The sequence below is a fragment of the Gammaproteobacteria bacterium genome (assembly GCA_013697705.1).
In the GTDB taxonomy this organism is placed as follows: Bacteria; Pseudomonadota; Gammaproteobacteria; order UBA6002; family UBA6002; genus UBA6002.
Genome location: JACCWJ010000021.1, coordinates 123092 through 149095 on the forward strand (window position 1 = coordinate 123092; position 26004 = coordinate 149095).

Below are 26004 nucleotides of genomic sequence, written 5' to 3' on the forward strand. Positions count from 1 at the left end.
AAATGACAGCGGATGGGTTCAATTCATTAATTAATTTGGAGATGTGTATGTCATTAAATGCAAAAGAAAAAGCAACAGTAATCGAAGAGTATCGTTTGTCAGATGATGACACTGGATCCCCTGAAGTGCAGGTAGCCTTGTTAACAGCAAGAATCGCTAAGTTAACGGGCCATTTCAAGGCGCACAATCACGATTTTCATTCACGACGTGGTCTACTGCGCATGGTTAATTTACGACGTTCTCTTTTAAAATATCTAAAGAAGATAGACCTTGAGCGTTATCGTAACCTCATTTCACGTTTAGGATTGCGAGCATAATTACGTTCTTTATCTAGTCTAGGCTTAAAGCCAAAATTGAAAAATAAGGTGGTATCAGTGGTAAGTTTCAAAAAACAATTTCAATATGGAAATCATATGGTGACCCTGGAAACAGGAGCTATTGCTCGGCAGGCGTCGGGTGCGGTAATGGTGCGCATGGGCGATACCGTCGTTCTGGTGACAGTCGTCGGCGTGGCATCGAGTGAACCACGCGATTTTTTTCCTCTAACTGTTAACTATGCAGTTAGAACTTACGCTGCAGGTAAAATACCAGGAGGTTTTTTTAAACGTGAAGGCCGCCCCTCTGAGAAAGAAATTCTTGTCTCGCGTTTAATCGATAGACCACTGCGCCCCTTATTTCCTGATAGTTTTAAACATGAAGTTCAAGTAATCGCGACTGTCCTTTCCATTGATAGCGAGGTCGAACCTGATGTTCCTGCTATCATTGGTGCCGCAGCCGCCTTAGCCATCTCTGGTATCCCTTTTAATGGCCCTATAGCGGCTGCGCGAGTGGGTTATGCTAATGGCGATTATTTATTAAACCCAAGCACCACCCAGTTGGGAGAGTCTGATTTAGATTTGGTTGTCGCGGGTACAAAAAATGCCGTATTAATGGTTGAGTCACAAGCAAAAGAATTGTCCGAAGAAGTGATGTTAGGCGCAGTGATGTTTGGTCATGAGCAAATGCAGGTCGCGCTCAAAGCGATTGATGAGCTGGTGGCAGAAACAGGTCAGGCTCGTTGGGACTGGCAGCCCGCCCCTGCAAATGAAGCGCTTACCCAGGCAATTATCGATCTCTGTAAAGACCCCCTAATTAATGCTTACAAAATCCAAGAAAAACAAGAACGTCGCAATAAACTTAAAGAAATGGCTCAAGCAGTTAAAGAAAAAGTTTGCTCAAAAGAAGAGTATGTAGGGTGTGAAGCAGAAGTGATGAAAATTGTGTCAGAACTGGAAAAGAAATTTGTTCGTGAACAAATTATTTCTGGTAATGCCCGTATTGATGGCAGAGACACTAAAACCGTGCGTCCTATTCAATCCGAAATAGGTTTTTTACCTAGAACTCACGGATCAGCCTTATTTACCCGCGGTGAAACTCAGGCCATTGTAGTCGCTACCTTGGGCACCGAGAGAGATGCGCAAGTTATTGATGATGTCGGCGCTGAGCGGCGAGATGCCTTCTTATTGCACTATAACTTCCCTCCTTATTGTGTGGGTGAAGTAGGACAATATGGTTCTCCTAAAAGACGCGAAATAGGCCATGGCAATTTAGCTAAACGTGCATTAATTCCTGTGATGCCCTCAGCAACTGATTTCCCGTATGTTATTCGTGCTGTATCAGAAATTACTGAATCAAATGGTTCCAGTTCAATGGCGACGGTTTGTGGTACCAGTTTAGCGTTGATGGATGCTGGGGTACCGATTAAGTCGGCTGTTGCAGGTGTTGCAATGGGATTAATCAAGGAAGGTGATCGTTATGCTGTTTTAACCGATATTCTAGGAGATGAAGATCATCTCGGTGATATGGATTTTAAAGTAGCAGGTACGGATAAAGGTATTACCGCCTTACAGATGGATATCAAAATTGATGGTATAACCAAAGATATTATGGACGTTGCCCTCAATCAAGCGAAAGACGGACGGCTACACATTTTGGGTATTATGAAGAATGCAATAACCCAACCACGCGAAGAAATTTCTGATTTTGCTCCTCGTATTGTTAGCTTCAAAATTAACCCTGACAAGATTAGAGATGTTATTGGTAAAGGCGGTGTAACTATCCGTGAAATAACAGAAACCACAGGGGCTGTTATTGATATTTCTGACGATGGCACGGTAAAGGTTGCTGCGGTAGAAAGGGAAGCGGGTGATGAGGCGCGTCGTCGAATTGAAATGATCGCTGCAGATGTTGAAATTGGCCAAATCTATGAAGGTAAGGTTGTAAAAATAATGGATTTTGGCGCCTTTGTTGACTTTCTCCCAGGAAAATCAGGTTTAGTGCACATTTCCCAAATTTGTCAGGAGCGAGTAGAAAATGTTCAAGACAAACTACACGAAGGCCAACAAGTAAGAGTAAAAGTGCTCGAAATAGATCGTCAAGGACGTATCAGATTGAGCATGAAAGAAGTGGAGCAACAATCACAAGAGGCAAGTGCTTAAACTAATTGGCAGTGCTTAAAGTGGCGGGGATTTTCTGAGTCGATCTCAAGAGTAGGTATCTCCGCCGCCATCTTTGCACTCAGGGCACTACTTATTTCAGTAGTATATGTATTTACAAAATCAGTAGTGTATTGATTATTGTTATTGAGAAGGGTAGCGAGCTCTGTGCTCTTTAAGCCCTCTAAGCCATTTTGTGCCAGTCGAGTAAGAATGCCTCTTAATGTCGTACTTAAGTATAGTGAGTGCGTTTTGACAGTACTTAATAGCTGAGCTGCATCGGTCGCTATATCTTTCATTCAACATCCTTCGTTAGCATAAAAAGTTATCGTTACTGAATGATAACGAATAAAGATGAATTAGACTATTGGGCAGTAAACGCAATAGAATGAACCTTACCCTGCGTGCTGATATAATTACAAGCTTCTGCACCTAGGTCATTCAAATTTGACTCCAATAATGACACTGCCCTGTTTTTCTCGAAGGTAGTATGCACCGATTCATTGATAAAAACAGCCCCTCCATTTTGTAACTGTAAGTCAACTGCATTAACACGCTTAGTAAGATGGGTGACTTTTCTTTGCAATTGATTATTAAGTTTGGGGACGGAACTTTTTTCGCGAACTCTTCCCCTATCTAGTCTGCCCTCAATTACTTTTATTGTCGTTTCGAGCGTTCGTTTCTCTTTATTCAGTTGTTGAGCTTCTAAGGAAGCAGAATCCCCTATTCTCTTATTCAAACTTTTAACTTGCTTGTTTAATTTCTTAAGCAAGTAATTAACGGAAGATTTACGAGGGTCTACTAATGCAATGGTGTCAAGAGCAGTTTGTTGTGCCGCTTTTAAATGTATCAGTTTTTCCTTTTTCTGCGTTAATTTGGTGGACTTCTGCTGAACATCCATGAGTATTTGGGATGGAGCGGTAGCCTCAACAAAAATGTTATTGATCCTAGATAACAAAGGAAATGCTTGAGCAAATGTAGGTTTTAGTGCTGGTCCAACTGTCTGAGAATGATGCTGATAAAAAACTTTAAGAGCCTGTACCTGCTTGCTACAAAGAAGTGAAGCCGCATCCCCCTTCTTGAAGTCTTTTAGGGCGTAACCTAGGGCCTTCCCGTCTTGAGCTTGATAATGTAAACCCAACAATGTGATTTTTGTTTCTCTCATATATTTATCATTCACTTGTTGCAGCAACTTAGGTGCAATACCCATATCTATAAAGAATTGCTTCTCAGCATCTGTGAGTGATTGTGCCGAATTTTTTTGGTAAGCAGTTCTGATTGACTGGAATTCAGAAAAGGGATCGGGGTATGGGAAAAATGAAAAGCGCATGTTGTTACCTGCTAATCTAGATGATGATGACTAATTATAAGCCATTGACATTAAGAAACTCTTATGTGGGAGCACTTTGCAATACAAATATAGGGCAACCCCATCACCCCCCCCTGACAACATTTGAGGCTTGAATTTCCCTGGATTTCGCTACGCTACATCCAGGCTACTTTGAGTGTTGTAGTCTGGAGGAAACGAAGTGTTTGATGCGGTTGCCATGGTACAAATAAAATAATGCAGCTTTCTAATGAAATAAGATTTCTTTAAGGCAATGCACATAGAATAGCGCTACTACAAATGAATCTGGATAGGTGGGTATGACTACTTCAAAAACTGAACATCCTAATGTTTCCTTAATTTCCAAGGTAAATGCTTCTTCAGAAGAAAAAGTATTCAATGCGCTCACAATGCTGATGGATGACAGTCTTACTGAAGAAAGTGCAGATGCGGTAAGCAATAAAAAATCATTGAAAAAATATTTTAGTAATTTCCCCGATTCCTTTGTGGAAGGAATAAAACTGCTGTTGCAAGAGGACATTAAACTCCTCACGCCGCAAAAGTCACCTACAAGCGACGATTCAATTATTCCCCCCGGCGTGCCAATCCTGTCTGCTGAAAAGTACTTAGAGAAGAAAACTAAAATAATTAATTATTTACTCAATTTTTTCGTAGAACTAAAGATCAATTTTGCAGCATTACCTGTAAATGTTTTAGAAGGCTACCATGCAATTTTAGGACTGTTCGGTAATTATATTTATCAAAAAGAAATGGACGATGACACGATCGAATCGTGTAAAAACGCTTTAATGTGTTTTATGCTATCTGGCATTGAACATAATGCTCCACTCAAAAAAAGCTGTTACATGCGCTTAGCAGGAATTGAGCTGGGGATGCCTACCAATTTTGATATAGAAACACTCGCGAAAGAATCGCCAGAGGCGTTTATCAAATTATATAGTCAACTAACTGATATTATGGAGTTAGATTTATCCCACGCTAATTATCAATTTGAATGTTTGAAACTTCATACCTTTGCTGCTATTGCTCATTCTGCGATAGCGCAACATGGCTTAGCTCAACAAGCAAACTCTCACGCAATTAAAACACTGCACAGATTATTAGAAACACCTAATGTGCTCGCGCACCAAATTATCGCATTCGCTAAGTCCCATTTTATAGATAATTTCGATGTAGAAGTTTTCATCGCTCACTATTATCTAACTCAAAAGCATCCGCAAGGAATTAATGCAATCATCAGGGCAAAACAATTATACAACCTTAAACAAGATGATAAGTATCAGCAAGTGTCTGTCCATTTATTAAGTTATTTGTTGGTGACCAGTTCAGATCCTACTTTTTATGGAGAGGGAATAAAATTAATTATGACCCATCAGCAAAGTTCTCTTGTCTATTTAGAGCGTCGTTTAGGAAATGATCTTATCTCCGATGGTAAACTGACACTCGCTAAGATTTATTTTGCATTATCAAATGCTAACAATAGCCAAAATTTAGCAAAGGAATATTTAGAGCGCGCCACTGAACTTTGTACAGTGCTTATAGAAAAAGATGGCAGTGCTGTTGCACACTATCTGTTGTATCAGATAAACAAGAGCCTAGGTAATGTTGGATTATATGAATTATTTGCTGGCGCGTTGGGTGTTAATGAAGCTTTACAAGAGTTAACTACGCTTGCAGAGGGGGGTGATTCTAAGGCTCGTTGTTGGTTGGGCGTGGTTTACAGACATAAAGGTCGTGAAAATCCAGCTAATTATGCTATTGCAGCGGCACATCTCATCCAATCTAATACAGATTATGCACAATATTGTCTAGCTGAAATGATTTATGAGAAAAAGGTTGAGCATGCAGTTGATCTACTAACCCTTCTTGAGAAAACCCTTCGAAGTCCGCTTGACTTTGTGAGGGATCAGTCCTTAGAGTTATTAGAAAAATGTACTATGGACAAGACAAGTCCTTACTATGCTCGGGCGTGTTTAGTATTGGCTGAAACTTTACAATCAACTATAAAATCGCTAAGCAACGATCGTGAAAAATTTTTAGCTAGTCTCAAAGCAGCCAAGTATTTTTCTTTGTATCACGATACCCATCCCGCTGATTATACTCCGTTTGTTACACCCCTCATCGATCCGTTAATTAGCAATAATTTCATGCCGAGCAATTACTTAGATCTATTCCTAAAAACATATAGTCAGGCTAATCTTAAAGACACTTATACTGCAGATAACTTAAAATTTATCGCGGCAAAATTACACGCGCAAGCAATTTGCTGCGATCGAATTTATCCAGCCCTACTTAGTAATGAAGCCCTCAGAGGTCATTTAACGGATGCACAGCGAATTACAGCCTTACATGCGACAGTAGGACATTTTGATAACGATCAGCATTCCATGTTATTAACCACCTTCTTACAAGAGACAGTTGATCCTAAACCCTATGAAGATTGGCTAATATTAAATTCCTTGGTGTTGTGTCATATGGTCCAAAAGTGTCCCTTGTTAAATAATAATGAGGCATGGATTAAATTCTTAAACACGACAAAAGTTATTGAGATTTTAAAGGATAATGAATTATTACCGAATGAAAATAATAACAATAATTACATGTCTAAAAGTAGGACTCACTTCTTTAAACATTCAGGCAATATTAGACCTGAGCCTTTGCAGCATGTGTCGTATATAAATAGAAAATTATATATCGCCGGATTACTTTTTGATCGAAGATCATCACTCAATGAAAACAATGAAAGTAATTTAGAGGAAAAGTTAACGACATTGAAAATACTCACTGAAACATTTAATCAAGTCACTAATATTGATGAACTCAACGTCTTTACGAAGCTGCTTGCTAACTACCCCGAGTTCGAATCAGAGCTAGGGAAGCCGACTAGCCCCCCACAGCCATGATCGCTTGAGGAAACTGGAGATAGCTAGAAAAACCGCTACACTATAATGATTAGTACTCACTGAAGTATAAGGAAGGTAGCGCGCAAATGGAAAATATATTGCAATTTACTCAAGTGGGACTTTCTGATGCCCCCAAGGTAGGCGGGAAGAATGCGTCGCTGGGGGAGATGATCCGACATCTCACTAAGATAGGCATTAATGTGCCTGATGGTTTTGCGGTTACCACTTCTGCTTATAAAAATTTTCTTTCTCAAAAAGGTTTAGACAGCAAAATTTATTCCTTGCTGGAAAATCTTAATACCAATGATATTGCATCCCTTGCTAAAGTTTCTTTAGAAATCCGCGAATTAATTCTAAATACGCCATTTCCGGCGCCCTTAATTGCGGATATTCTTGAGGGGTATGATGTTCTGGGTAGTCAAGAAGACATCAGCGTTGCGGTGCGCTCTTCGGCAACGGCTGAAGATTTGCCAGGATCCTCCTTTGCCGGTCAGCAAGATTCTTATTTGAATGTGCGTGGAGGCGAGAATGTTCTAGAGGCTATTAAACAAGTATATGCCTCATTATTTACCGGTAGAGCGATTGCATATCGAACCCACCATGGTTTTGACCACTCTAAAGTGGCTATTTCAGTAGGGGTGCAAAAAATGGTGCGCAGTGATGTGGGCACCAGTGGCGTTGTTTTTACTCTGGATACAGAATCTGGATTTGAGCATGTTGTTTTTATTACCGCTTCGTATGGATTAGGGGAAAACATAGTCCAAGGCGCTGTCAATCCTGATGAGTTTTTCGTGCACAAACCTACTCTACTGCAGGCTAAGCATGCCATCATTAGAAAGAATCTAGGGAGTAAAACCACTAAAAAGATTTATCGAGAAGAGCGTGATTTTACCAAAACATTAGCAACGGTTGAGGTAAATGAATCAGAACAAGCCCGTTTTTGTCTGTCGGATGTCTCTATCCAGGAATTAGCTCATCAAGCCATACAAATTGAAAATCATTACCAACGGCATATGGATATTGAATGGGCCTTGGATGGCATGGATGGCAAGTTATATATTGTTCAAGCGCGGCCTGAAACTGTAAAAAGTTTACATAAACAAAATGTTATCGAGCGTTACCGGCTAATTCATCGCGGTGAAGTAATTGCGCAGGGCAGAAGTATCGGCGATAAAATTGGTCAAGGTAAGGCGCGTGTCATAATGGATCCTAGAGACATGCAGATTATGCAAACCGGTGAAGTTTTGGTGACCGACATGACTGACCCAGACTGGGAACCGGTAATGAAGCGTGCTGGCGCAATTGTCACTAACCGTGGCGGGCGAACTTGTCACGCCGCCATTATTGCCCGTGAGCTGGGCATTCCTGCCGTAGTAGGCTGTGGTGATGCTTCCGAAAAAATAGGAGTGGGCCAACCTTTAACCGTTTCCTGCGCTGAAGGCGAGACGGGTTATGTCTATGCTGGACTGCTTGCGCATGAAGTAGAACAGATTGAAGTTGATAGTATGCCTCCCTTGCCTATTAAAATTTGTATGAATTTGGGTAATCCTGAAAAGGCTTTTAGCTATCAAGCTATTCCCAATGAAGGCGTGGGTTTGGCTCGTTTAGAGTTCATTATTAACAACATGATTGGTATTCATCCTCGCGCGTTACTGGAATTAAATTTGTTGCCTCTTTCTCTTAAAAAAACAATTGAGGTCAAGACAGGTGCTTATGAATCGCCCATAGAATTTTATATTGAAAAACTACGGGAGGGTATTGGCACGATCGCTGCGGCATTTTACCCGAAACCCGTAATTGTCCGGTTCTCTGATTTTAAATCTAACGAATATGCGAATTTGTTAGGGGGTTCATTGTACGAACCCAAGGAAGAAAATCCGATGCTAGGATACCGCGGTGCATCGAGGTATCTGTCTGCACAATTTAGAGAGTGTTTTCGATTAGAATGCATTGCCATTAAACGGGTTCGTGAAAATATGGGCCTCACTAATACCAAGGTAATGATTCCGTTTGTCAGAACAGTTGATGAGGCCAAAAATGTTAACTGCTTGTTGGATGAATTTGGATTAAAAAGAGGCAAAGACGGTTTGGAAGTCTATATGATGTGTGAAGTTCCCTCCAATGCAATATTGGCGCAAGATTTCCTGGAACATTTTGATGGCTTTTCAATTGGATCAAACGATTTAACCCAGCTAACTTTAGGTCTTGATCGTGATTCTTCCTTAGTGGCTTCTCTCTTCGAGGAAAGGAATGCCGCAGTCAAATCACTTTTGCATAATGTGATTCAAACCTGTCACCAAGCAAAAAAATATGTGGGAATTTGTGGTCAAGGCCCCTCTGATCATCCTGATTTTGCCCGATGGTTAATGGATGAAGGTATTACAAGTATTTCCCTGAGTCCCGATAGTGTAGTGAGCACTTGGATGTACTTGGCAGGTAAGAAGCAATAACCTAATCGATTTTACGATAGGGAACGTATTTTGGCTGCCACGCGCTTTTTTCAATTAGTTTTTTAAGATCAATCTCATCTGAAATTTGTGCTAAGCCTTCTTTTCGCGCTTGTTCCGCCACAGCGAGTGCGATATGTTGGCTAATATTTCGGATATCATTCAAATCCGGCAATATACTCCCTTCTCCCGTGGTAATAGCAGGGGAGCACTCGCTCAATGTCTTTGCCGCCATCCAGATCATATCATCAGTGAGTCGCCTGGCCTTGGTAACGGTCACTCCCAACCCAATTCCTGGAAAAATATAAGAATTATTACATTGAGCAACAGGGAAGGTTTTGCCGTGATAATGCACATCTTCAAAAGGACTGCCGGTCGCAATCAATGCTTTGCCATGGGTCCAGTTTAAGAGATTTATAGGAATTGCTTCTGCTTTTTCGGTCGGATTAGATAGTGGAAAAATAATAGGCCTATCGGTCATTCCCGCCATAAGTTCGACAATTTCTTGGGTAAATGCACCCGCTTGAGTCGAAGCGCCAATCAATATAGTCGGCTTTACGTATTTAACTGTTTCATAAAGACCCAGTTTGCCTTTTGTATTAGGTTGCCATCCCGTCGTTTCCTGTTTGTCACGCGCGTATTTTTTTTGAAAAGGGAGGAGGTCGGGTATATCCGCGGTGAGCAGACCTTGTTTATCTACCAGCCAAAACTTGGTGTTAGCTTTTTGAGGCTCCAGGCCCTCTCTTATCATTGCATCATATAATTGGTCAGCGATGCCAACACCCGCTGTTCCGGCACCAAAGATGACAATGCGCTGATCATTTAGGTGGGATCTTGCAATTTTAATTGCTGCTAAAATCGCTGCCAGTGTTACCGCACCTGTACCTTGCATGTCGTCATTAAAAGTGCACAATTGCTCACGGTACATTTCTAAGTTACGTCGGGCATTTTCGCGTCCAAAGTCTTCCCAATGAAGCAAAGCAGTCGGAAATTTTTTTTGAATAGTGGTCACAATAAGCTGGATAAAATCATCGTACTCTTTGCCGCAGATGCGTGGATGACGCCATCCATAATAAAGTGGATCATTGAGTAATCGTTGATTATTAGTGCCCACATCAATTTGAATAGGCAACATGCGATAAGGATTTACACCTCCGCATACGGAGTAAACCATGAGTTTTGCAATAGGAATCATCATTCCACAAGCACCTTGATCTCCTATGCCCAGAATGCGTTCGCCATCGGTCATAATGATAAGATCAATCTCGGGGTTTAGGCGATTATCGAGAATGTTTGAGATAGCCTCTCGCTCGGGAAAAGAGAGGTATAAACCTCGGGTGCGTCTAAATTGCAGACTTAACTTTTCTACCACTTCACTCATGGTTGGAGTGTAGATAATTGGCAACATTTCTTTTAGATGATTCTGAACCACAAAATAAAACAACGTTTCATTTTTATCGTGTAGATCATTTAGGAAAATATTTTTATTGAGGTTGGATCCCGCTTCTGAATACTGTTTATAAATACGGTCTGCTTGTTCTTCTATGTTTTCAACATTATAAGGCAGCTTGCCAAGTAAATTAAATTTGTGCCTTTCCTCCGAAGAAAATGCAAATTCTTTATTAAGTTTTGGTGCATAAAGTAAATCGTGACCAGTGAGAGGCGTTTCTATAAATTGAAGTTCCCCATATTCATCGAAGATTGGCCTATAACTTAGCATAAATCCTCCTTGTGCTAGTCATTGGATTGTTAGAGCTACTTGGCTAAGGTGAGAAATTCGGAGCGTATATAGCTATCTTTTTTGAATAAACCTAGCATCATTGAAGTTTTCATTATGGAGTTTTGTTTTTCAACTCCCCGCATCATCATGCATAAATGTTGCGCTTCAATAATGATGCCTACCCCTTTCGCTTGGGTTACATCCATCATGCACTCTGCGATTTGTTTGGTTAATTTTTCTTGTACTTGCAGTCGTCTCGCATAGTAATCAATGATTCTTGCAACTTTCGAAAGACCTATAATTTTTCCATTTGGCACATAGGCCACATGACATTTGCCAATGAAAGGCAGGAGATGATGTTCGCAAAGGGAATACAATTCGATATCTTTTACGAGCACCATTTCGTCCATGTCAGATTCAAAAATGGCACCGTTAACAATTTCTTCGAGAGACTGATTATAACCACGAGTTAAAAAACGTAGCGCAGTTGCGGCACGCCTGGGGGTGTTCGCTAAGCCGTCTCTACGCGTGTCTTCACCTAGATTCTCTAGAATATCTTCAAAACTTTTCTCAAGTGGATCTTTATATACAGGAATAGAGGGGGTATCGATCTCTTCTGCAGACTTATTTAAGGGTAGATTATCAAGCATAATGTTTTTTAGTAAGTATGTTTAAAGATTGGCTAATTTATCACGAGAGTTGCTCTGTAACAACAGAGAAATGCCGCGTTACCCCGGTGGCCAGAACATTTGTCTGCCCCCTAATAGATGGAGATGAATATGGTACACTTCTTGTCCGCCTTTCTGATTGCAATTAAATACTAAACGATACCCGTCAGTAGCTACTTCATATTTCTCAGCTAACTGTTTCGCAACGATAATCATTGATCCTACTAAATTGGCGTTTTCTTCATTGAGGTCGTTTAGGGTGGAAATATGTTGCTTTGGAATGATGAGTTTGTGACATGGGGATTGGGGCCTTATATCATCAAAGGCTAAAATCTCCTCATTCTCAAAAATAACATTACTATCAATCTTGCGACTAACGATTTTGCAAAACAGGCAATCCATACTAAACTCCTAGATGTTTAAAGAGGTTTTCACTATTTAGATCAAAGAGATGTCTCAATTCTCTACCCGACAAATCGTGACTAGGTCGTCTCATAACTTGTTCGTAGACGGCAGCGAATGGAGCTAATTTTGTCCAGTACCAGGATAACCATAGAATACCAGCTGCTTTAAGGCTATGTTAATAAATTTTAGCTAAGATGAGTTATACGAATAAAAAGAGGTTTTTTTGATGGCTTTAGAAGATTTGCCAGACAACCATACACAACTCGAAATGGCCATTCGCAGTGGCAATATTACCCAATTTGATCTTCTTCTCAAGAAATTAACGGAAGACGACATCTATTTCCTTTTGACTGGAATACATGAATTACAGAATAAAATATTTCATTTATTCCTCATTCCCGATCCTAACAAATGGTATTTAAGTCAGGAAGAAGAGGAAAATAGAGTTACAATGTGTTCCGATTTTTTGAGTTTGGATCAAATTGCTAAGAGCGAATACTTCCTCAACTCATTGAATACGCTTAATAGCGATGGCCTCACCCCCCTGCATCTTGCCATCAAATTAGGTTATACCGCGATTGTTGATAAATTATTGGCATTAGGTGTGGATATAAGCCTAATGGTCGAAGGAGGTGAAAGTACCTTAGAAATGGCGGCGAAATATCAACCTGCTCTTTATAAAAAACTGTTGAAAAAACATACGAGTCTGCAAGAAAAAAATTCTTCAGTAGCTCAAGGATATAGCTGTGAACAACTGCAGCAAGCCAATGATATTTATCTTAACCAACTGAAAAAGAAGAAAATTTCTGAAGGTTTCCTCGGTTCTTTAATGACAATAGCTTGCCCTACTGGCGCAGTGTTTGCGTTTAATAACTTACCTCTATTGGAGTGTTTCTTTGCGCTTCTTATACCAGCCGTAGCAGTGGCATGGGTGGGTCTTGCCCTAGGAGTGGTTGCGGGAGGGATCTTTCTTTATGCAACTTATAGTAAGTCATTGCTGAAGTATGGGGCTCATGCCCAGGAAATGGTAACAATAGATTCCACCAATGCACAAATCGCACGGTTAACTGCAGAGTTAAAAGCCACCTCGGACCCTGCTCAAAAAGAAGCGCTCTCTAAAAAATTAGATGCTTTACATGGCCGTGCTGAGAACATTACTGAAATAAATCAAATTGATTCTAAGTGGGCTACTACGAGAGATATTTTTGTCACTCGAGCTATGGGGGGCGCGAGCTTTGTGTGCGCATTTAGTGGTTTCTTGGGGATTTTGGGTTTCTTTTCTCAATTTCTTCCTGCAGCCGCTACCACGGCGATAGTATTAGCTGGAATCCCCATCGTAGGCTGGGCTGCCTTAGGAGTAGCGGTAGTATTGGGAGGCGTGGTTGCTTATTGGGCCTATAAACTGAAGTTCAAACCTCTTTTACAGCAAACAAGTGATGCAAGGCGTGACCTTCATACCATGAAGTTCAAGGCGCATCAGGCGCGTTGTGACTATGAAGAAGCAAAAAAGCTATCTATGGAACAGGAGAAGACTAAAAAAACAGGGCAAGGACTTGATACCAAGGGTATGCAATTAAGATTTAGTAAAGAAGTAACCCCTGGTCAAGAAGAGGATGTCAATCTTTCCAGTGACCAATCAAATTCCGCTGTCAAAACTCCGGGCAACCCCATATCATTTGAGCAAGCTTACCAAATAATGCAAAGAAAACGAGAGAGAGTGGGCGAAGAAAATTACAGCGGTGAAAAGGAGAATCCCCACAAATATGCAACCAGGTAAAGATAACTATTTGTCCTTATTAGGCATAGAGCTTTGGTGCCGTAAACCACCCATCAGCCAACCCTACCTTTATGAGTCCAGGCATTATAGTGACTTCACGGTCTCTTTATTGACAGATTTTGAATTAAACGGCCAATCAGCAGGTGCAGAGTTAGTTGCCGAGATTTTGACTTCTCTAGAATTGACGCTTTTAGGTCAGGCCCAATCTCTTACTTCAGAAAATCTCGATCAGCTTCAAAACGCCAAGTATATTCTAAATTTTGTGGGGCCAACTCTTAATATAGCGAAAAATTATGGGGCACATCTATCCCCTAAGATAATCCACAGTGAGCCTAAGCAGCTTTTAGCTTTCCCCTTAAAAAAACGGGAATTGTGGGCAAATTTACGTAACTTTACTTAGATCTTGAAATAAATTATTCTCGGGCTAGGCCAACCTCCACGTTGTCCCGGGACGATGGTAAGTAGAACCAATTTTTTGTCCAGTATAAAGTAACTAATCTATCGATAATTTGCGAGTTAAGTTATTGTTAATGAACACAGGTGTATAATACACCATGAACAAAACAGACCTTTCCAATTGTTATTACCTTGCTTTGATCATATTCACGTCCCCCAAAGGAGAGAATAATGTCTTTTAGTAAAAGTCGAGTTGCAGAAATTAATCAACAAGAGCTATCCGACGCGCTCGCTCTTTTTTTGCCGTTAGCGGCGAAAGGTGATACCGCTGCATCTTTCTCAAGGAATGCAGCAATACCTGCTCATCTCGCCGAATATTATTCTTGGTTTCCTAGTGTGATTCCTCATAAGTTCGTGGACGTTAAAATCCTGGAATTGAAGGCGCTGAAAGATGAGTTTCTTGCTGAATGGTTAGAGATAGAGGGTCTACCCGCTGATCAACAAAAAGAAGAAAAAGCCAAACGCCTTTTTGACTTAGAAAAAGAAATTTTTGAGCTAGTGGATAGTAGGTTTGGAGGTTTTCAGCAGGATATGATTTTTAGGTTGGCCAAGACTGCAGAGAAGACAGATTTTAATGAATATTTTGAGCACTACACGAAGAAGCTAGAAGAATTTTTACACTATTCAGCCCAAAAAAAATGCGTACGAGATTACAACCGGGCTATACAAATTGATGGCGTCGAGCCAGGGGAGATAGAAGGTTCAGAAAAAAAGAAAATGCAAAGTTTTGAGGAGAAATTAATTGCAGCGGGGATTACTAACAGAAGATTGATAGACTTCTTCCTTACCTATTCCGGTCAAGAGACTTTGACTGCGGTGGGCTATTTTTTTGTCTCAAGACAGAAGTCGGCTCTTTCCTTAAACCAGAGGGAGTTGATAACTAGTGAGAAACCCACACTGACACTGAATATTGTCAATGATAAAGATAATGATGATTCTGCCATAGTAACGCTTCTGTCAACCGAGAATGAATTCTATGGGGCCCCCGTAGGACGAGCGGCGCCTGCTAAAATCTTACAAGATCCTCAGTCTAAAATATTTATTCAATGTCGAGTTTCATTGGAAGGAACCTCGGATTACAAGGTTGAAGTACTCGATGGATGGCATGATCTCTATGATCCAGAAGTGAGAAAGAATTACATAAATACGCACAAAATAACGGTGCTATCTAGAATACAGCAGGGCGTTACATTAGGGGCTAATGACAAGCGCATCATTGATTTACTCTCTCAAAGTTATAAAAATGCGAATGGTGACTGGGATGAGCCGAAAATAATTTTAGCTGATCCAGGCACTTTGTCATTACTAATGTGGCATGATTTGCGCATTGCAAAATCCCTTGTGCAAAAACTCCCTAAGACATTTTTCACTCGTCCCCAAAATGAAATCGATACAGATTTCGAAATGATTAAAGCTAAACATCATTATTCCGCTACTGTTGCGAGTGAAATGGATAAATTCCGAGAGTTGATGAAATTAATCAAAGATCAAAATATTAACGGTATAAAGAGTGCATTAAAAACTAATCCCCAACAAATGTTATTATGCTTGCACTCTGTTAAAGCTAAACCTAGCCTGCACTTTATCCGAAAGTTGTTATCATATACTGAAATAAAAGCCAATCTTGATATTTCAGTTTTAAAACATTTCGCCCTTCAACATTCTACTTTAGCACACTCAATTCTTAGGCCGACATTGTGGGAGAGGTTTAAATTTAGCTTAAGAAATTTTTTATTACCAGAAAATAAACGCAGTAAAACGCCGCATCATCTTTTTGAATCACGTGATTTAAAAGAAGTCGTCGAGACTTTCCCTCAGTTTTGGACTACTTTATTTGGTAAGCCTAAAACTTTTTCTCCTTTTTCACTTAACTATAGATATAAGTTAGAAGGAGCGGAACTCGCTGAGTTAATATCAGTTAAAAATCCCCGTAACCAATCCTTCAAAAATTCTCTCAACAATATTACTCTGGATAAAAAATTAGAGAAAACGTTGAAAGATCATCACCCTGTCTATTCTATGTCTGAACAAGCGCAATATTTAAAAGAGTCTCCCCTCACACTCGATGACATTGGCAGTAAGGATGATTATCTTGGTTTGGTAGCAGGACTCACTGACGAAGAATTATCAAGTCTGTTCAAACATAAACTCAAATCCGTAAATTCAAATTATTTGATTAAAGTAATTGAAGACTTATGGACGGACGGCAAGAAAAACAAAAAGTGGACCCATGTTGCAGAGAAAAAAGCTGTGTTCAAAAAAATCCTTCTCTCCTTGATCGCGGACAAAGAAATTTACATAGAAAATTTCGTGGGGCAAATGGAAGGTAGAATGCTCCCAGCTAGAATTAAAATTACAGAATTATTTATGAATCCACCCTTTAGTCAGGGATATCTTTGTGAAGATACTTTAGTTTTAGCTCGGATTCGTTCAGAAGCTATTGAGGAAGGCGATAAAGCACACTTTCAAACAATTTCTCAGAAAAACAATAACCGACCTTTGTTGATAAAACACGGTAGCAAAGTCAGCTTGTACACTCTTTCACAGGGTGAATGGAAAACCATTGAACTCAGCGCAGCATTATTTGCAAAATTAAAATTTCCCCATAGAGGAAAGACCAGTGTAGTAGATAAAAAGACATTAACACCACCAATGTATAATGAGATCACGAGGCTGAAAGGTCCTGTATTGACACAAAAAAAAGAACAAGATCTTCAGGTAGAGTTGTTAAATAATGTCTCGATATTTACTGATTTATTCGATGCTCCCCCAATAAGCGATGACAGCATTAATAAAATTGCTGCTTCCATTGCTGCAGATGATGCTAAAGCGAATTTATTTGCTGAATTAATGAAGGTGTCTCAGTTCTGGAATTTAATTATTTCTTCCCCCACGCTCTTTCAAGCCATGCAAAAGTTATTTAATCATGAAACATTTAAAGCAGCTGCATTAAAGAACCCTGCATTGAAAAAACTTAATAAAAAATTGGGTGATCAAGCACCTTCACTGCCCACCACCAAGTCACATGTTACTTTTGCTGAGCTTAATAGTAATGCTATTTTCATCGCTAAGTTGCTCGAAATCCCTGGACTATACGATTGCTTTGAACAGCTGCGAGTGAGTTCCCAATTTAAAACTTTAATAAAGAATCAGCAATCGCAATTCCTTTTTAAAACAATTTGGGATTTAGCCAAAAATAAACCTGATCGTTATACGGTTGAGTTAGCTGCCCTATTACCCGCAGATGAGCTTATTAAATGGCTGAGCTACAATCCAAAAGAACGTGAGAGGTTCCTCAGTAAATTAGCTTCAAATTACACTCTTTATGAGCAATACACAATTGCTCAACATGATAGTGTTCCCGGCAGGTATTCTCCTTACGGCAAGTGTAACCCACCCACTGAATTTGATCTCTTCTTTTTGAAGAGTCTTGACCACTCTCAACTTTTAACAATGGTATTGAATAGTGAAATGTTTAGTGGGGTTTATTTTAATTATTTGAATAATCTTTCGGGTTTGGGTGATGCTGCTGCCCAGAAGAGATATTTGAGAGAGTTTATTTCTGGGCTGACTCCAACGGAGCTCGGATTGATTATTGCTAAATATCCTCAATTTCTTTACTCAGTAAAAGAAATAGGATGCCACAAGGATATTGATAAAAAAGTAATTGAGGCGATAAAAATCCTCCACCCTATACTTCTTGAAAGCTCTGTTCAATCAGCTAGAGCGCTGAATGATGGTACTGCCGAGGCCATTGCCAGTTTCAACAACAATAAAAATGAGATTAAAAATACAATAATCCAAACTAACGACCTTGCTTTGGAGTCATTACTTGCGGGTGAGCCATCACAAATTGGACTGCGAATATTATCCGAACTCAACAACAATCCTCCTAATAATAAATTAATAAGCTTTATGCTCTCACATCAAGCATTAATGTTCAGCTTTTTAAGCCAGAACGATTCAAAGCAGATGTTAGCTGTCGCAGTTAAATTACAAGATAAGCACCTCTCTGATGACTTAAAGCAATACATTAATATACTATTGATGAAAGCTATTATTGACCCTTCATTTAGACACGTAGTGATGAATAATAGTGAGATAGAAAAATTGTTCAGCGCAGTGGGGGATGAAAACTTAATTGCCCAACTATTGCTGCGAGAACCACGAGATTTAGGTAAATGGTTCAACGGACTTGAGCGAATAATGCAAGATCCTAAGCTTGTTAAAAAATGTTTGCCCATATTGGATAAGTATCAAAATTTCGGTGCTTGGTTACTCCATCAAGATAAAGAAAAGAGACAGCCATTTTATAAAACCCTCTCAGAACTTGAAACTCAAGATCGCAAACCATTTTATCCCAAGGAGACCATCGAAAAATTAATAGGTGCCTTTATAAATAGTGAAAAATTTCACTATGCAAGATCTGATGCTGGCGAGGTAGTAGATTGGCTGTTAGCCCAATCGCAGGAGGCGATTAAGGAAGAGCCTAGTATTCGAAAAATTCTTAATGAAAATGACGGCTCACGTAAAAACTTGTTCAAGCATGTTCCTGCCCGGCAATTTAGAGAAATGTTGACTATTGCATACCATGAACTTTCTCTTGATCCTAACTCTAAACTTGCCAGTGATATCCTTCGTCCCCCTTATCTCTATCATTTATTAGATCAAGGCTCACAGCAGGATCTCGAATTATTGTTTGGAAATTTTGATACATACAAACTCACGGAGAGTAAAACACTCGCCTATAAGAAATTGATCGCATTAACTCTCGATAGAAAAGACATTCGAGATAAAGTTTTAGCATCCAATGTGCTAACGCAGCAATGTTTAAACTGTAGCGTTGTAGAAGATAAGGAAGCAGCTAGAAATTTACTAATTGAAATTCTCAATTTACCTAATGTTCCCTCTTATATAGTAGAGATGCTTACTGGCGAAAATTCGGCCTATTTTGATTTGTTTGTCGAGCCTGGTAATAGCAACGGGCTGATAAAATTATTTTTAGCGACACTGAAGCATAAAAGTTTAAGTGCCCTTCAAACTAAGATTCTGGATACTGACTATTTTAAATTAATGTTCCCTGCTAATTTAAATCAAGGGGATGCAGTCAGAAATATTAATCCTCATCTTCAGCAACAATTGCTGATTGCACTGTTTAAATTGAGTAAAGAAGATAAGTTAAGTGACGCTTGCAGAGAATGCTTGAAAACATTGCAACTCCAAGAGGATGTCACCTACCTCAAACAGATTTTAGCAGGACTTTCTGCAGACGAATTGGTCGATCTTTTTCTGGCGGATGACGTTAGTTACCTCATAAATCGCCCAGCTCATTTCAGAGCACACTTCAGGGAGGATCTGCAAGATCGACTCCAAGAGGATGTCACCTCCTTCAAACAGATTTTAGCAGGACTTTCTGCAGACGAATTGGACGATCTTTTTCTGCCGGGTGACATTAGTTACCTCATAAATCCCCCAGCTCATTTCAGAGCATACTTCAAGGAGGCGGGTGAACTGCAAAATCTTATATTCTTGTATGCGAGTGAAGATAGGTTGGTTAGCCTTTTTAGGCAAAGCCCGGATTTAGCTGCTAGCTTTGCTAAAAAATCGCTGACTCAAGTACCGGAATCTTCTCTAACGATCCCGTTAAGGAAACGTATTTGCGAATCAAAATTAAATTTGGTAGATACTTTAATCACGCAGCTTCGGGGTGATAATTTTGCATTGCTACAATCATTAATGAAAGATGAAGAAGTTGCTGATAAATTCCTCTCTGCATTTGAAAGAAATCCGCAATATTTATTCACTGAATCTAAGGTTGAGATTGAGCCCGAGCCTGGTAATGATGGAAATAATATTTTATCGATCCAAGCGGATGCTAAACCTAATTCAAGTAACCCGCAGGACCAAACATTTGAGCCTGGCTATCAATATCTTTTCGAGCAAGGCTCAGCGAAGACGATAATCAGGTTGTTGGAAGTAGGAATCTCTGGCGGGTATAATCTGGTGGCAGAATATCTACGCGACCAGCTCTTGCCAGATGAGCAAGAGCTTCAAAATAATAATGCCGATGAAAATAAGATAGCGGAGAATTTAGCCAGACAATTGAATAATCCTGAGTCTGGGACTGCTCTTATTGAGGCTTTACTAAAATATTTTTCAATACAGGATTTTATAGGAATATTTATAAAACATCCTGACATAGATACTGCCTTTATTAGTTATTTTGAAGAAACTCCTGGCGCTCTAAGCAAGTTTATAGAGGATGCACCGGCAGATTTTAAGAACATATTTTTGGATTATTGGGTCGCAAGTAAGCAAATGCTTCGGCTATATTTTCTGATTAATAAAGAAGGAAATAATAACCTCTCCCTGCTTAACTATACTGATGAGTTCTTGCAGAGCGATGTGATTGGAAACAGGCAAAAATTATTACTGCATGTAAAGACCGCTGAAGAATTAGTAAAAATATATAGCTATGAAAGTGAAAAGGAAAAATCATCTCTACTATCATCTATTTTAGAGAGTTTAAAGAGCCCCGCCTTTAAAGAGAGATTTTTGGCTGTAACAGATGAAAGTGTTGTATGCGATATTTTAGAAAGGAAATCTCCTGCAGAGAATAATGATCAAGCAGATAATGATTTTATTAGTTCCTATTATCGTTCCTTCAACGAGGTATCAGAAAAAAATCACGCTATATCTTTTAGTAATGCGTTGCTAAAAGACACACCACCACCTTTTGCGCACAAACTGGGCTACATTTATACCCTAGGTTTAATGCTTAATAGTAATATAGCTCACTGTTCGAAACATCAACAACAGGGTAAAATTCTCACTCATTATGCAAGCTTTATTAAGACGCTTAACTTATTAGTAATGTTCAATGAGTCAGGCGATTTAGTTTTCAAAGATGATCAACAAAAAATTCCATTGAAGGTTGCGCAAAGATTTTTTGAGGCTAATGCTGTTTTCTTTTATAACAATAAATATAGCATTCATGCTCTACTTGAAAACCCTGCTATCGCTGCCTCAATAACAAAAACTATTGAAATCGATCCGGCGGGCAACCTAAAAAATGCCCATTATACTGACGCCCCTCCCTCTTATTACGCTCATATGGCACTCTATGCTTATTGCCAATTAAAAGATATTAACCAACAGTTGCAAGGTTCTCCTGGCCTACAATTGGCCTTTATGGCCAGCGTTGATTATCGAGGCAATGAGATAGTGTTTAAGAATACAAATTGTGCGGTTCCTCCTAAATACCGCGACCTCATAGCTTCCCTTTCTACTAAAGAGTCATTTTTGAGATTGATGGGACAGATAGCGCTTGATCAGAATGGATGTTTTGCGGTACAGGGAAGCGAGCCCATATCACAAGAGGCATTATCAACACTTAAACTCTACATCACCGCCAACTACCCTTCTATAGAGAGCATGGATAAATCGACTTTATCGCTCGCACTCCATATAGAAGTGGAGAAAAGATTTCCTTATCGCGATAAGTTAATAGCTGGTTTGCCCACTCTTGTTGAGGGTAGAACCCTTAATGAGGAGGAAGCGTTAAATTTTAGGCAGAGCCTTATTTTAATTGCTAGCACTCCTCCCACAGGTTTAGACCCGGCACCGAGTGAAAAATTATTGAGATTAATATCCCAAATAATAATGGATCCTGGTGAAAAAAATGTGGACTTACACGCCCCAAAGCTTTGCTTTAAACCGCGTGCTCGAACAGAAAAAAACGCAGAAATACCCCCGTATTGTTATAAATTTATATACGATCTAGATCTTTTTAATGGACAAGCCCTTGCAAAGAAATTTAATGGATTTGCAGAAAGGGGGGAGAATTTACAAAGAGCATCAAGGAAGATAGCTCCTATACCCGCTCAAAAATCCGATGAGGCATTAATAAGGGAACTATTAGGAATTCAGCCTGTCCTTGCAAATGAAAACCGCCGTAATAACAAAAAGGGGCAGCACAATCCCCATCAGTTTTTTGCCAAGGCTGCCCCTTCCCTCAACCCCGGTGACAAAAATTTACCAGAGGTGGCTCCAACTCCCGCGACTCTTCCAAATATTTATGGAGATCAATTTGAGGATAACGATAAGGGTAAGAAATCAAAGGATGTTAGCAAGTCGTTAAAAAATTCACCTTATACACCGACAAATATGGTACATCGAAGCCCTATAGTAACTGGAGCTCGAAGCCCGGCGGTACCTGAACATCAGAGCCCGGCAGTAATTGAACATCATAGCCCCGCAGTACAATCAGTAGGGAATTGAAACCAACCTTTCTCTAGAGAAAAGGTTGGTTTTAAGATTTAAATAGGATTACAGCACCCTGCTACGACAGTGGTAGGGAAAACCACATAGGCATCATATTGATAGGTTTGACCAGGGGTGCCATTCGTGCAACCCGTAGCGTTCTTTTTAACTAAGATCGTAACGGGTTTTCCATCACTTCCCTTAGCAGAAAATACTTGGAGTAAACCTGTAGTATCACCCACCGGGGCCATAGGGGTAACTGCTTTTATTTTGACATTGGAATCCTTGGCTGAAGAATACAGTATTAATTGCTTGGAAATGGAGAGATTCCACGTTGGTGTATTTCCTGAACAAACAAAGGCAGTCGCAGGGCTAGAAGTCACGGTGGTTGAAGTTGTTGTCGTGACAGGATAAGTCGTTGTATTAGTCGTATCAGTAGTGTCCGTCGTAGGAACTCCATTAGTAACCGGGGTGGTTGGAGTGACTACTGGCGTTGTGGTAATGGTGGGGCTAGTTGTTCCGTTTAAAGTATCACTAGATGAGTCAGTGGATGCAGGAACTGAAGTCACCGGACTTGTTGTTACTGGGCTGGTACCATTTTGACCGTAAGCCGATCCAAAAGCTAAAAAAAGTGCGGCACTTATGGGTATCACCTTTATCATTGTTTATTCCTCCTTAATTTTCTTGGCTTAATGCCTACTTATAAAAGGCAGTAAGAAAATTATAGCAGATACAAACCTTTCTAATGGGCGCTACTCAGTTACTTTATCCTCAATATTGTCAATCATAATTAAACGTGCTTGAAGTTTATTAATCGCTGTTTCAATTTCTTCAGCACGGCTCTTTTCCTGCTCAACGACATGGGGGGGCGCTTTTGAAACATAACTAGGATTGTTTAATTTAATTTTACATTTAGCTAAATCAGCTTCTAATTTGTGAATTTCTTTAGCAAGACGGGTTACTTCAGCCTGCTTATCTATTAAATCTGCCATGGGAATAAAAAGCTCTAAGTCTTCGACCAGCGCGGTGGCAACAGCAACCGGGATTTCTGTCGTCCAACTTATCTTATCTACCTTGGCAAGTGTTTTGATATAGATTGATAGCTCGTTAATTCGATCCTTCATTGCGGTATTACCCTTACTAAAGATCAATGAAATGGTGCGATTAGGCGCCACATTCATTTCACCTCGTATATTACGAATTGCTATCACGATGTTTTTGAGTAGCTCAATATTCTGTTCGGCCTCAAGGTCCACAGCAGGCTGATCATAAAGTGGATATTGCTCCAACATGATAGTATTACCTGCTTTCTCAATCACCCCTGCAACGCGTTGCCAAATTTCTTCAGTAATAAAGGGCATAAGAGGATGGGTTAACCGAAGGAGAGTTTCTAAGATATCAATTAAAGTAAAGCGGGTGCTTTCTTTATAAGTGTTTTCTTCCGTGGCATATAGTATGGGTTTAGAAAGTTCAAGATACCAATCGCAATATTCATTCCAAATAAATTCATAAATAGTATGTGCTAACAGATCAAAACGATAGCTTTGAAAATAATGATGAACTTTTTGAATGGTATGTTGTAGCTGACTTCTTATCCAACGATCCGCCAAGCTATAAACGCGGGGTGACCCCGCTTGTATCGTATGGGTTTCGGTATTCATTAGAACAAAACGTGCTGCATTCCATAATTTATTGCAAAAATTTCTATAGCCTTCTATTCGTCCTAAATCAAAACGCACGTCTCGACCTGTTGATGCCAGTGCGTAATAAGTAAAACGTAATGAGTCTGTTCCGTAGGCAGGTATGCCATCTGGAAATTCAGTGGTAGTCATTTTGGTGATGCGTGCTGCATCTTTTGGGTGGAGCAGATTCTGAGTGCGTTTTTTTAGCAATTGTTCGAGAGAAATGCCATCAATCAAATCAATAGGATCTAGGGTATTTCCTTTGGACTTTGACATTTTCTGACCTTCACTGTCTCGGATCAGTCCGGTAATGTAAACAGTCTCAAAAGGAATTTGCCCCTTAAATTTAAGGCCCATCATTATCATACGTGCTACCCAGAAAAATATGATGTCGAATCCGGTAACAAGGACGCTGGTAGGATAAAATGTGCGTAATTCTTGTGTTTCTTCTGGCCAGCCCAGCGTAGCAAATGGCCATAACGCTGCGGAAAACCAGGTATCTAATACATCGTCATCTTGTTTTAAGGTTACAGAAGGCGCGACATTATTTCTGCACCGTGCATCTTCTTCATCTTTACCAACATAAATATTTCCCTCTTCATCATACCAAGCAGGAATGCGATGCCCCCACCAGAGTTGGCGACTAATACACCAATCTTGAATGTTATCTAGCCATTGAAAATAGATTTTTTCCCACGTCTCAGGCACGAATTTAATGAGGTCGTTTTTAACCGCTTCAATAGCGGGGGTGGCTAAGGGTTTTGCGCGAATAAACCATTGAGTAGTTAAATACGGTTCTATAACAGCGCCGGATTTTTCCCCGCGAGGAACACTCAATTGATGGGGGGTAATTTGCTCTAGAAGATCGAGGTCAGCTAAATCTGCAACAATACGCTTTCTAGCTTCAAATCTATCTAATCCTTGATACGCCGGGGGGGCTTGCTCATTTATTTTCGCATCGATGGTAAAGATATTAATACGTGATAGTTCGTGTCTTTCACCCATAGCATAATCATTAAAATCGTGAGCAGGGGTGATTTTAACGCAGCCGGTACCAAAATCTTTGGCAACGCTATCATCTGCGATGATGGGTATTTTACGATTAACGAGGGGTAGAATTAAATTTTTGCCTACCAGATGTTGATATCGCTCATCTTCTGGGTTCACGGCTACTGCTACGTCTCCCAGCAGCGTTTCTGGTCGGGTAGTCGCTACGACAAGGTGGCCTGAATTGTCCTCTAAAGGATAACGGATATACCATAATGAACCGGTTTCTTCATGGGGGATCACCTCTAAATCAGAGATGGCGGTATGTAAGACGGGGTCCCAGTTAACTAGCCGTTGACCTTTGTAAATCAATCCCTCTTCGTATAACGTTACAAAAACTTGCTTCACCGCTTCGGTAAGACCTTCGTCTAAAGAAAATCTCTCTTGTTTCCAATCCACAGAGGCGCCCATTCTGCGTAGCTGCTGTTTAATGGTGCTATCTGACTGATCTTTCCAATCCCATACACGACGAATAAATGCCTCTCGCCCTAGACTGTGGCGAGTTAAGCCTTCTTTAGCTATCTGAAGTTCTACCACCATTTGAGTCGAAATACCGGCGTGATCGGTTCCTACCTGCCAGTGAGTGTTGAAGCCCATCATTCTATGATAACGGATTAAGGCATCCATAAGACTGATTTGAAAACCATGCCCCATGTGCAAGGTTCCCGTCACATTGGGAGGGGGCAGCATGATGCAGTAAGGCTTGCCTTCAAAACTAGGGGCAAAATAATCCGATTTTTCCCAGGATTGGTACCAGCGTTGCTCAATTTGTTCAGGTTGATATGTCTTTTCCATTACCGATCTCATGATTTTTC

The 26004-nt window shown here is 40.1% G+C and carries 14 protein-coding genes; 7 read left to right on the forward strand and 7 right to left on the reverse strand.

Annotation, left to right across the window (positions count from 1 at the left end; genetic code table 11):
* The first annotated feature begins 47 nt into the window (after nt 1–47).
* Together rpsO and pnp are read left to right on the forward strand one after the other, a co-directional pair.
* Nucleotides 48–317 (forward strand): 30S ribosomal protein S15, encoded by a 270-nt coding sequence (gene rpsO, locus H0U71_04195; protein MBA2654252.1) that lies wholly within the window; start codon nt 48–50, stop codon nt 315–317.
* Between the two features lie 57 nt (nt 318–374).
* A complete protein-coding gene (pnp, locus tag H0U71_04200; GenBank protein MBA2654253.1) occupies nt 375–2477 on the forward strand; it encodes a polyribonucleotide nucleotidyltransferase in 2103 nt (700 codons plus the stop codon).
* Here pnp and H0U71_04205 read toward each other — a convergent pair.
* A complete protein-coding gene (locus H0U71_04205; GenBank protein ID MBA2654254.1) occupies nt 2474–2773 on the reverse strand; it encodes a hypothetical protein in 300 nt (99 codons plus the stop codon). The genes pnp and H0U71_04205 overlap by 4 nt on opposite strands.
* A 65-nt stretch (nt 2774–2838) precedes the next feature.
* The gene (locus H0U71_04210) at nt 2839–3804 is read right to left on the reverse strand and encodes a hypothetical protein (protein MBA2654255.1); all 966 of its coding nucleotides are present in this window, start codon (nt 3802–3804) and stop codon (nt 2839–2841) included.
* 317 nt (nt 3805–4121) lie between these two features.
* Between H0U71_04210 and H0U71_04215 the strand changes: the two genes are divergently transcribed.
* Together H0U71_04215 and ppsA are read left to right on the forward strand one after the other, a co-directional pair.
* Complete coding sequence (locus H0U71_04215; GenBank protein MBA2654256.1) at nt 4122–6725, forward strand: hypothetical protein; 2604 nt, start codon at nt 4122–4124, stop codon at nt 6723–6725.
* Between the two features lie 86 nt (nt 6726–6811).
* Complete coding sequence (gene ppsA / locus H0U71_04220; GenBank protein ID MBA2654257.1) at nt 6812–9175, forward strand: phosphoenolpyruvate synthase; 2364 nt, start codon at nt 6812–6814, stop codon at nt 9173–9175.
* A 1-nt stretch (nt 9176) separates the two neighbouring features.
* On the opposite strand, the gene H0U71_04225 is transcribed toward ppsA, so the two are convergent.
* From H0U71_04225 to H0U71_04235, 3 genes are all read right to left on the reverse strand, one after another.
* Nucleotides 9177–10892, reverse strand: coding sequence for an NAD-dependent malic enzyme (locus H0U71_04225; protein ID MBA2654258.1), 1716 nt, complete (start codon nt 10890–10892; stop codon nt 9177–9179).
* 35 nt (nt 10893–10927) lie between these two features.
* Nucleotides 10928–11542 (reverse strand): GTP cyclohydrolase I FolE, encoded by a 615-nt coding sequence (gene folE, locus H0U71_04230; GenBank protein ID MBA2654259.1) that lies wholly within the window; start codon nt 11540–11542, stop codon nt 10928–10930.
* A gap of 78 nt (nt 11543–11620) precedes the next feature.
* On the reverse strand, nt 11621–11962 hold the full coding sequence (locus tag H0U71_04235; protein ID MBA2654260.1) for a histidine triad nucleotide-binding protein: 342 nt from the start codon (nt 11960–11962) through the stop codon (nt 11621–11623).
* A gap of 229 nt (nt 11963–12191) precedes the next feature.
* On the opposite strand from H0U71_04235, the gene H0U71_04240 reads away from it, so the two are divergent.
* The 3 genes from H0U71_04240 to H0U71_04250 all read left to right on the forward strand — a co-directional run bounded on the left by H0U71_04240 (nt 12192) and on the right by H0U71_04250 (nt 22478).
* Complete coding sequence (locus H0U71_04240; GenBank protein ID MBA2654261.1) at nt 12192–13742, forward strand: hypothetical protein; 1551 nt, start codon at nt 12192–12194, stop codon at nt 13740–13742.
* Nucleotides 13729–14142 (forward strand): hypothetical protein, encoded by a 414-nt coding sequence (locus tag H0U71_04245; GenBank protein MBA2654262.1) that lies wholly within the window; start codon nt 13729–13731, stop codon nt 14140–14142. Before H0U71_04240 ends, H0U71_04245 begins: the two co-directional genes overlap by 14 nt.
* 227 nt (nt 14143–14369) lie before the next feature.
* Nucleotides 14370–22478: a hypothetical protein gene (locus tag H0U71_04250; protein MBA2654263.1), complete on the forward strand. Its 8109-nt coding sequence runs from the start codon at nt 14370–14372 to the stop codon at nt 22476–22478.
* A gap of 38 nt (nt 22479–22516) precedes the next feature.
* On the opposite strand, the gene H0U71_04255 is transcribed toward H0U71_04250, so the two are convergent.
* Both H0U71_04255 and H0U71_04260 read right to left on the reverse strand, forming a co-directional pair.
* Nucleotides 22517–23122, reverse strand: coding sequence for a hypothetical protein (locus H0U71_04255; protein ID MBA2654264.1), 606 nt, complete (start codon nt 23120–23122; stop codon nt 22517–22519).
* 90 nt (nt 23123–23212) lie between these two features.
* The gene (locus H0U71_04260; GenBank protein MBA2654265.1) at nt 23213–25984 is read right to left on the reverse strand and encodes a valine--tRNA ligase; all 2772 of its coding nucleotides are present in this window, start codon (nt 25982–25984) and stop codon (nt 23213–23215) included.
* Nucleotides 25985–26004: the final 20 nt, after the last annotated feature.

Excerpts from the sequence above, each read along its gene's own strand:
- H0U71_04245 (MBA2654262.1), top strand. The coding sequence starts at position 13,729 with ATGCAACCAGGTAAAGATAACTATTTGTCCTTATTAGGCATAGAGCTT.
- H0U71_04210 (MBA2654255.1), bottom strand. The coding sequence starts at position 3,804 with ATGCGCTTTTCATTTTTCCCATACCCCGATCCCTTTTCTGAATTCCAG.
- rpsO (MBA2654252.1), top strand. The coding sequence starts at position 48 with ATGTCATTAAATGCAAAAGAAAAAGCAACAGTAATCGAAGAGTATCGT.
- H0U71_04255 (MBA2654264.1), bottom strand. The coding sequence starts at position 23,122 with ATGATAAAGGTGATACCCATAAGTGCCGCACTTTTTTTAGCTTTTGGA.
- H0U71_04205 (MBA2654254.1), bottom strand. The coding sequence starts at position 2,773 with ATGAAAGATATAGCGACCGATGCAGCTCAGCTATTAAGTACTGTCAAA.
- H0U71_04235 (MBA2654260.1), bottom strand. The coding sequence starts at position 11,962 with ATGGATTGCCTGTTTTGCAAAATCGTTAGTCGCAAGATTGATAGTAAT.
- H0U71_04215 (MBA2654256.1), top strand. The coding sequence starts at position 4,122 with ATGACTACTTCAAAAACTGAACATCCTAATGTTTCCTTAATTTCCAAG.
- ppsA (MBA2654257.1), top strand. The coding sequence starts at position 6,812 with ATGGAAAATATATTGCAATTTACTCAAGTGGGACTTTCTGATGCCCCC.
- H0U71_04260 (MBA2654265.1), bottom strand. The coding sequence starts at position 25,984 with ATGGAAAAGACATATCAACCTGAACAAATTGAGCAACGCTGGTACCAA.
- H0U71_04250 (MBA2654263.1), top strand. The coding sequence starts at position 14,370 with ATGTCTTTTAGTAAAAGTCGAGTTGCAGAAATTAATCAACAAGAGCTA.
- folE (MBA2654259.1), bottom strand. The coding sequence starts at position 11,542 with ATGCTTGATAATCTACCCTTAAATAAGTCTGCAGAAGAGATCGATACC.
- H0U71_04240 (MBA2654261.1), top strand. The coding sequence starts at position 12,192 with ATGGCTTTAGAAGATTTGCCAGACAACCATACACAACTCGAAATGGCC.
- H0U71_04225 (MBA2654258.1), bottom strand. The coding sequence starts at position 10,892 with ATGCTAAGTTATAGGCCAATCTTCGATGAATATGGGGAACTTCAATTT.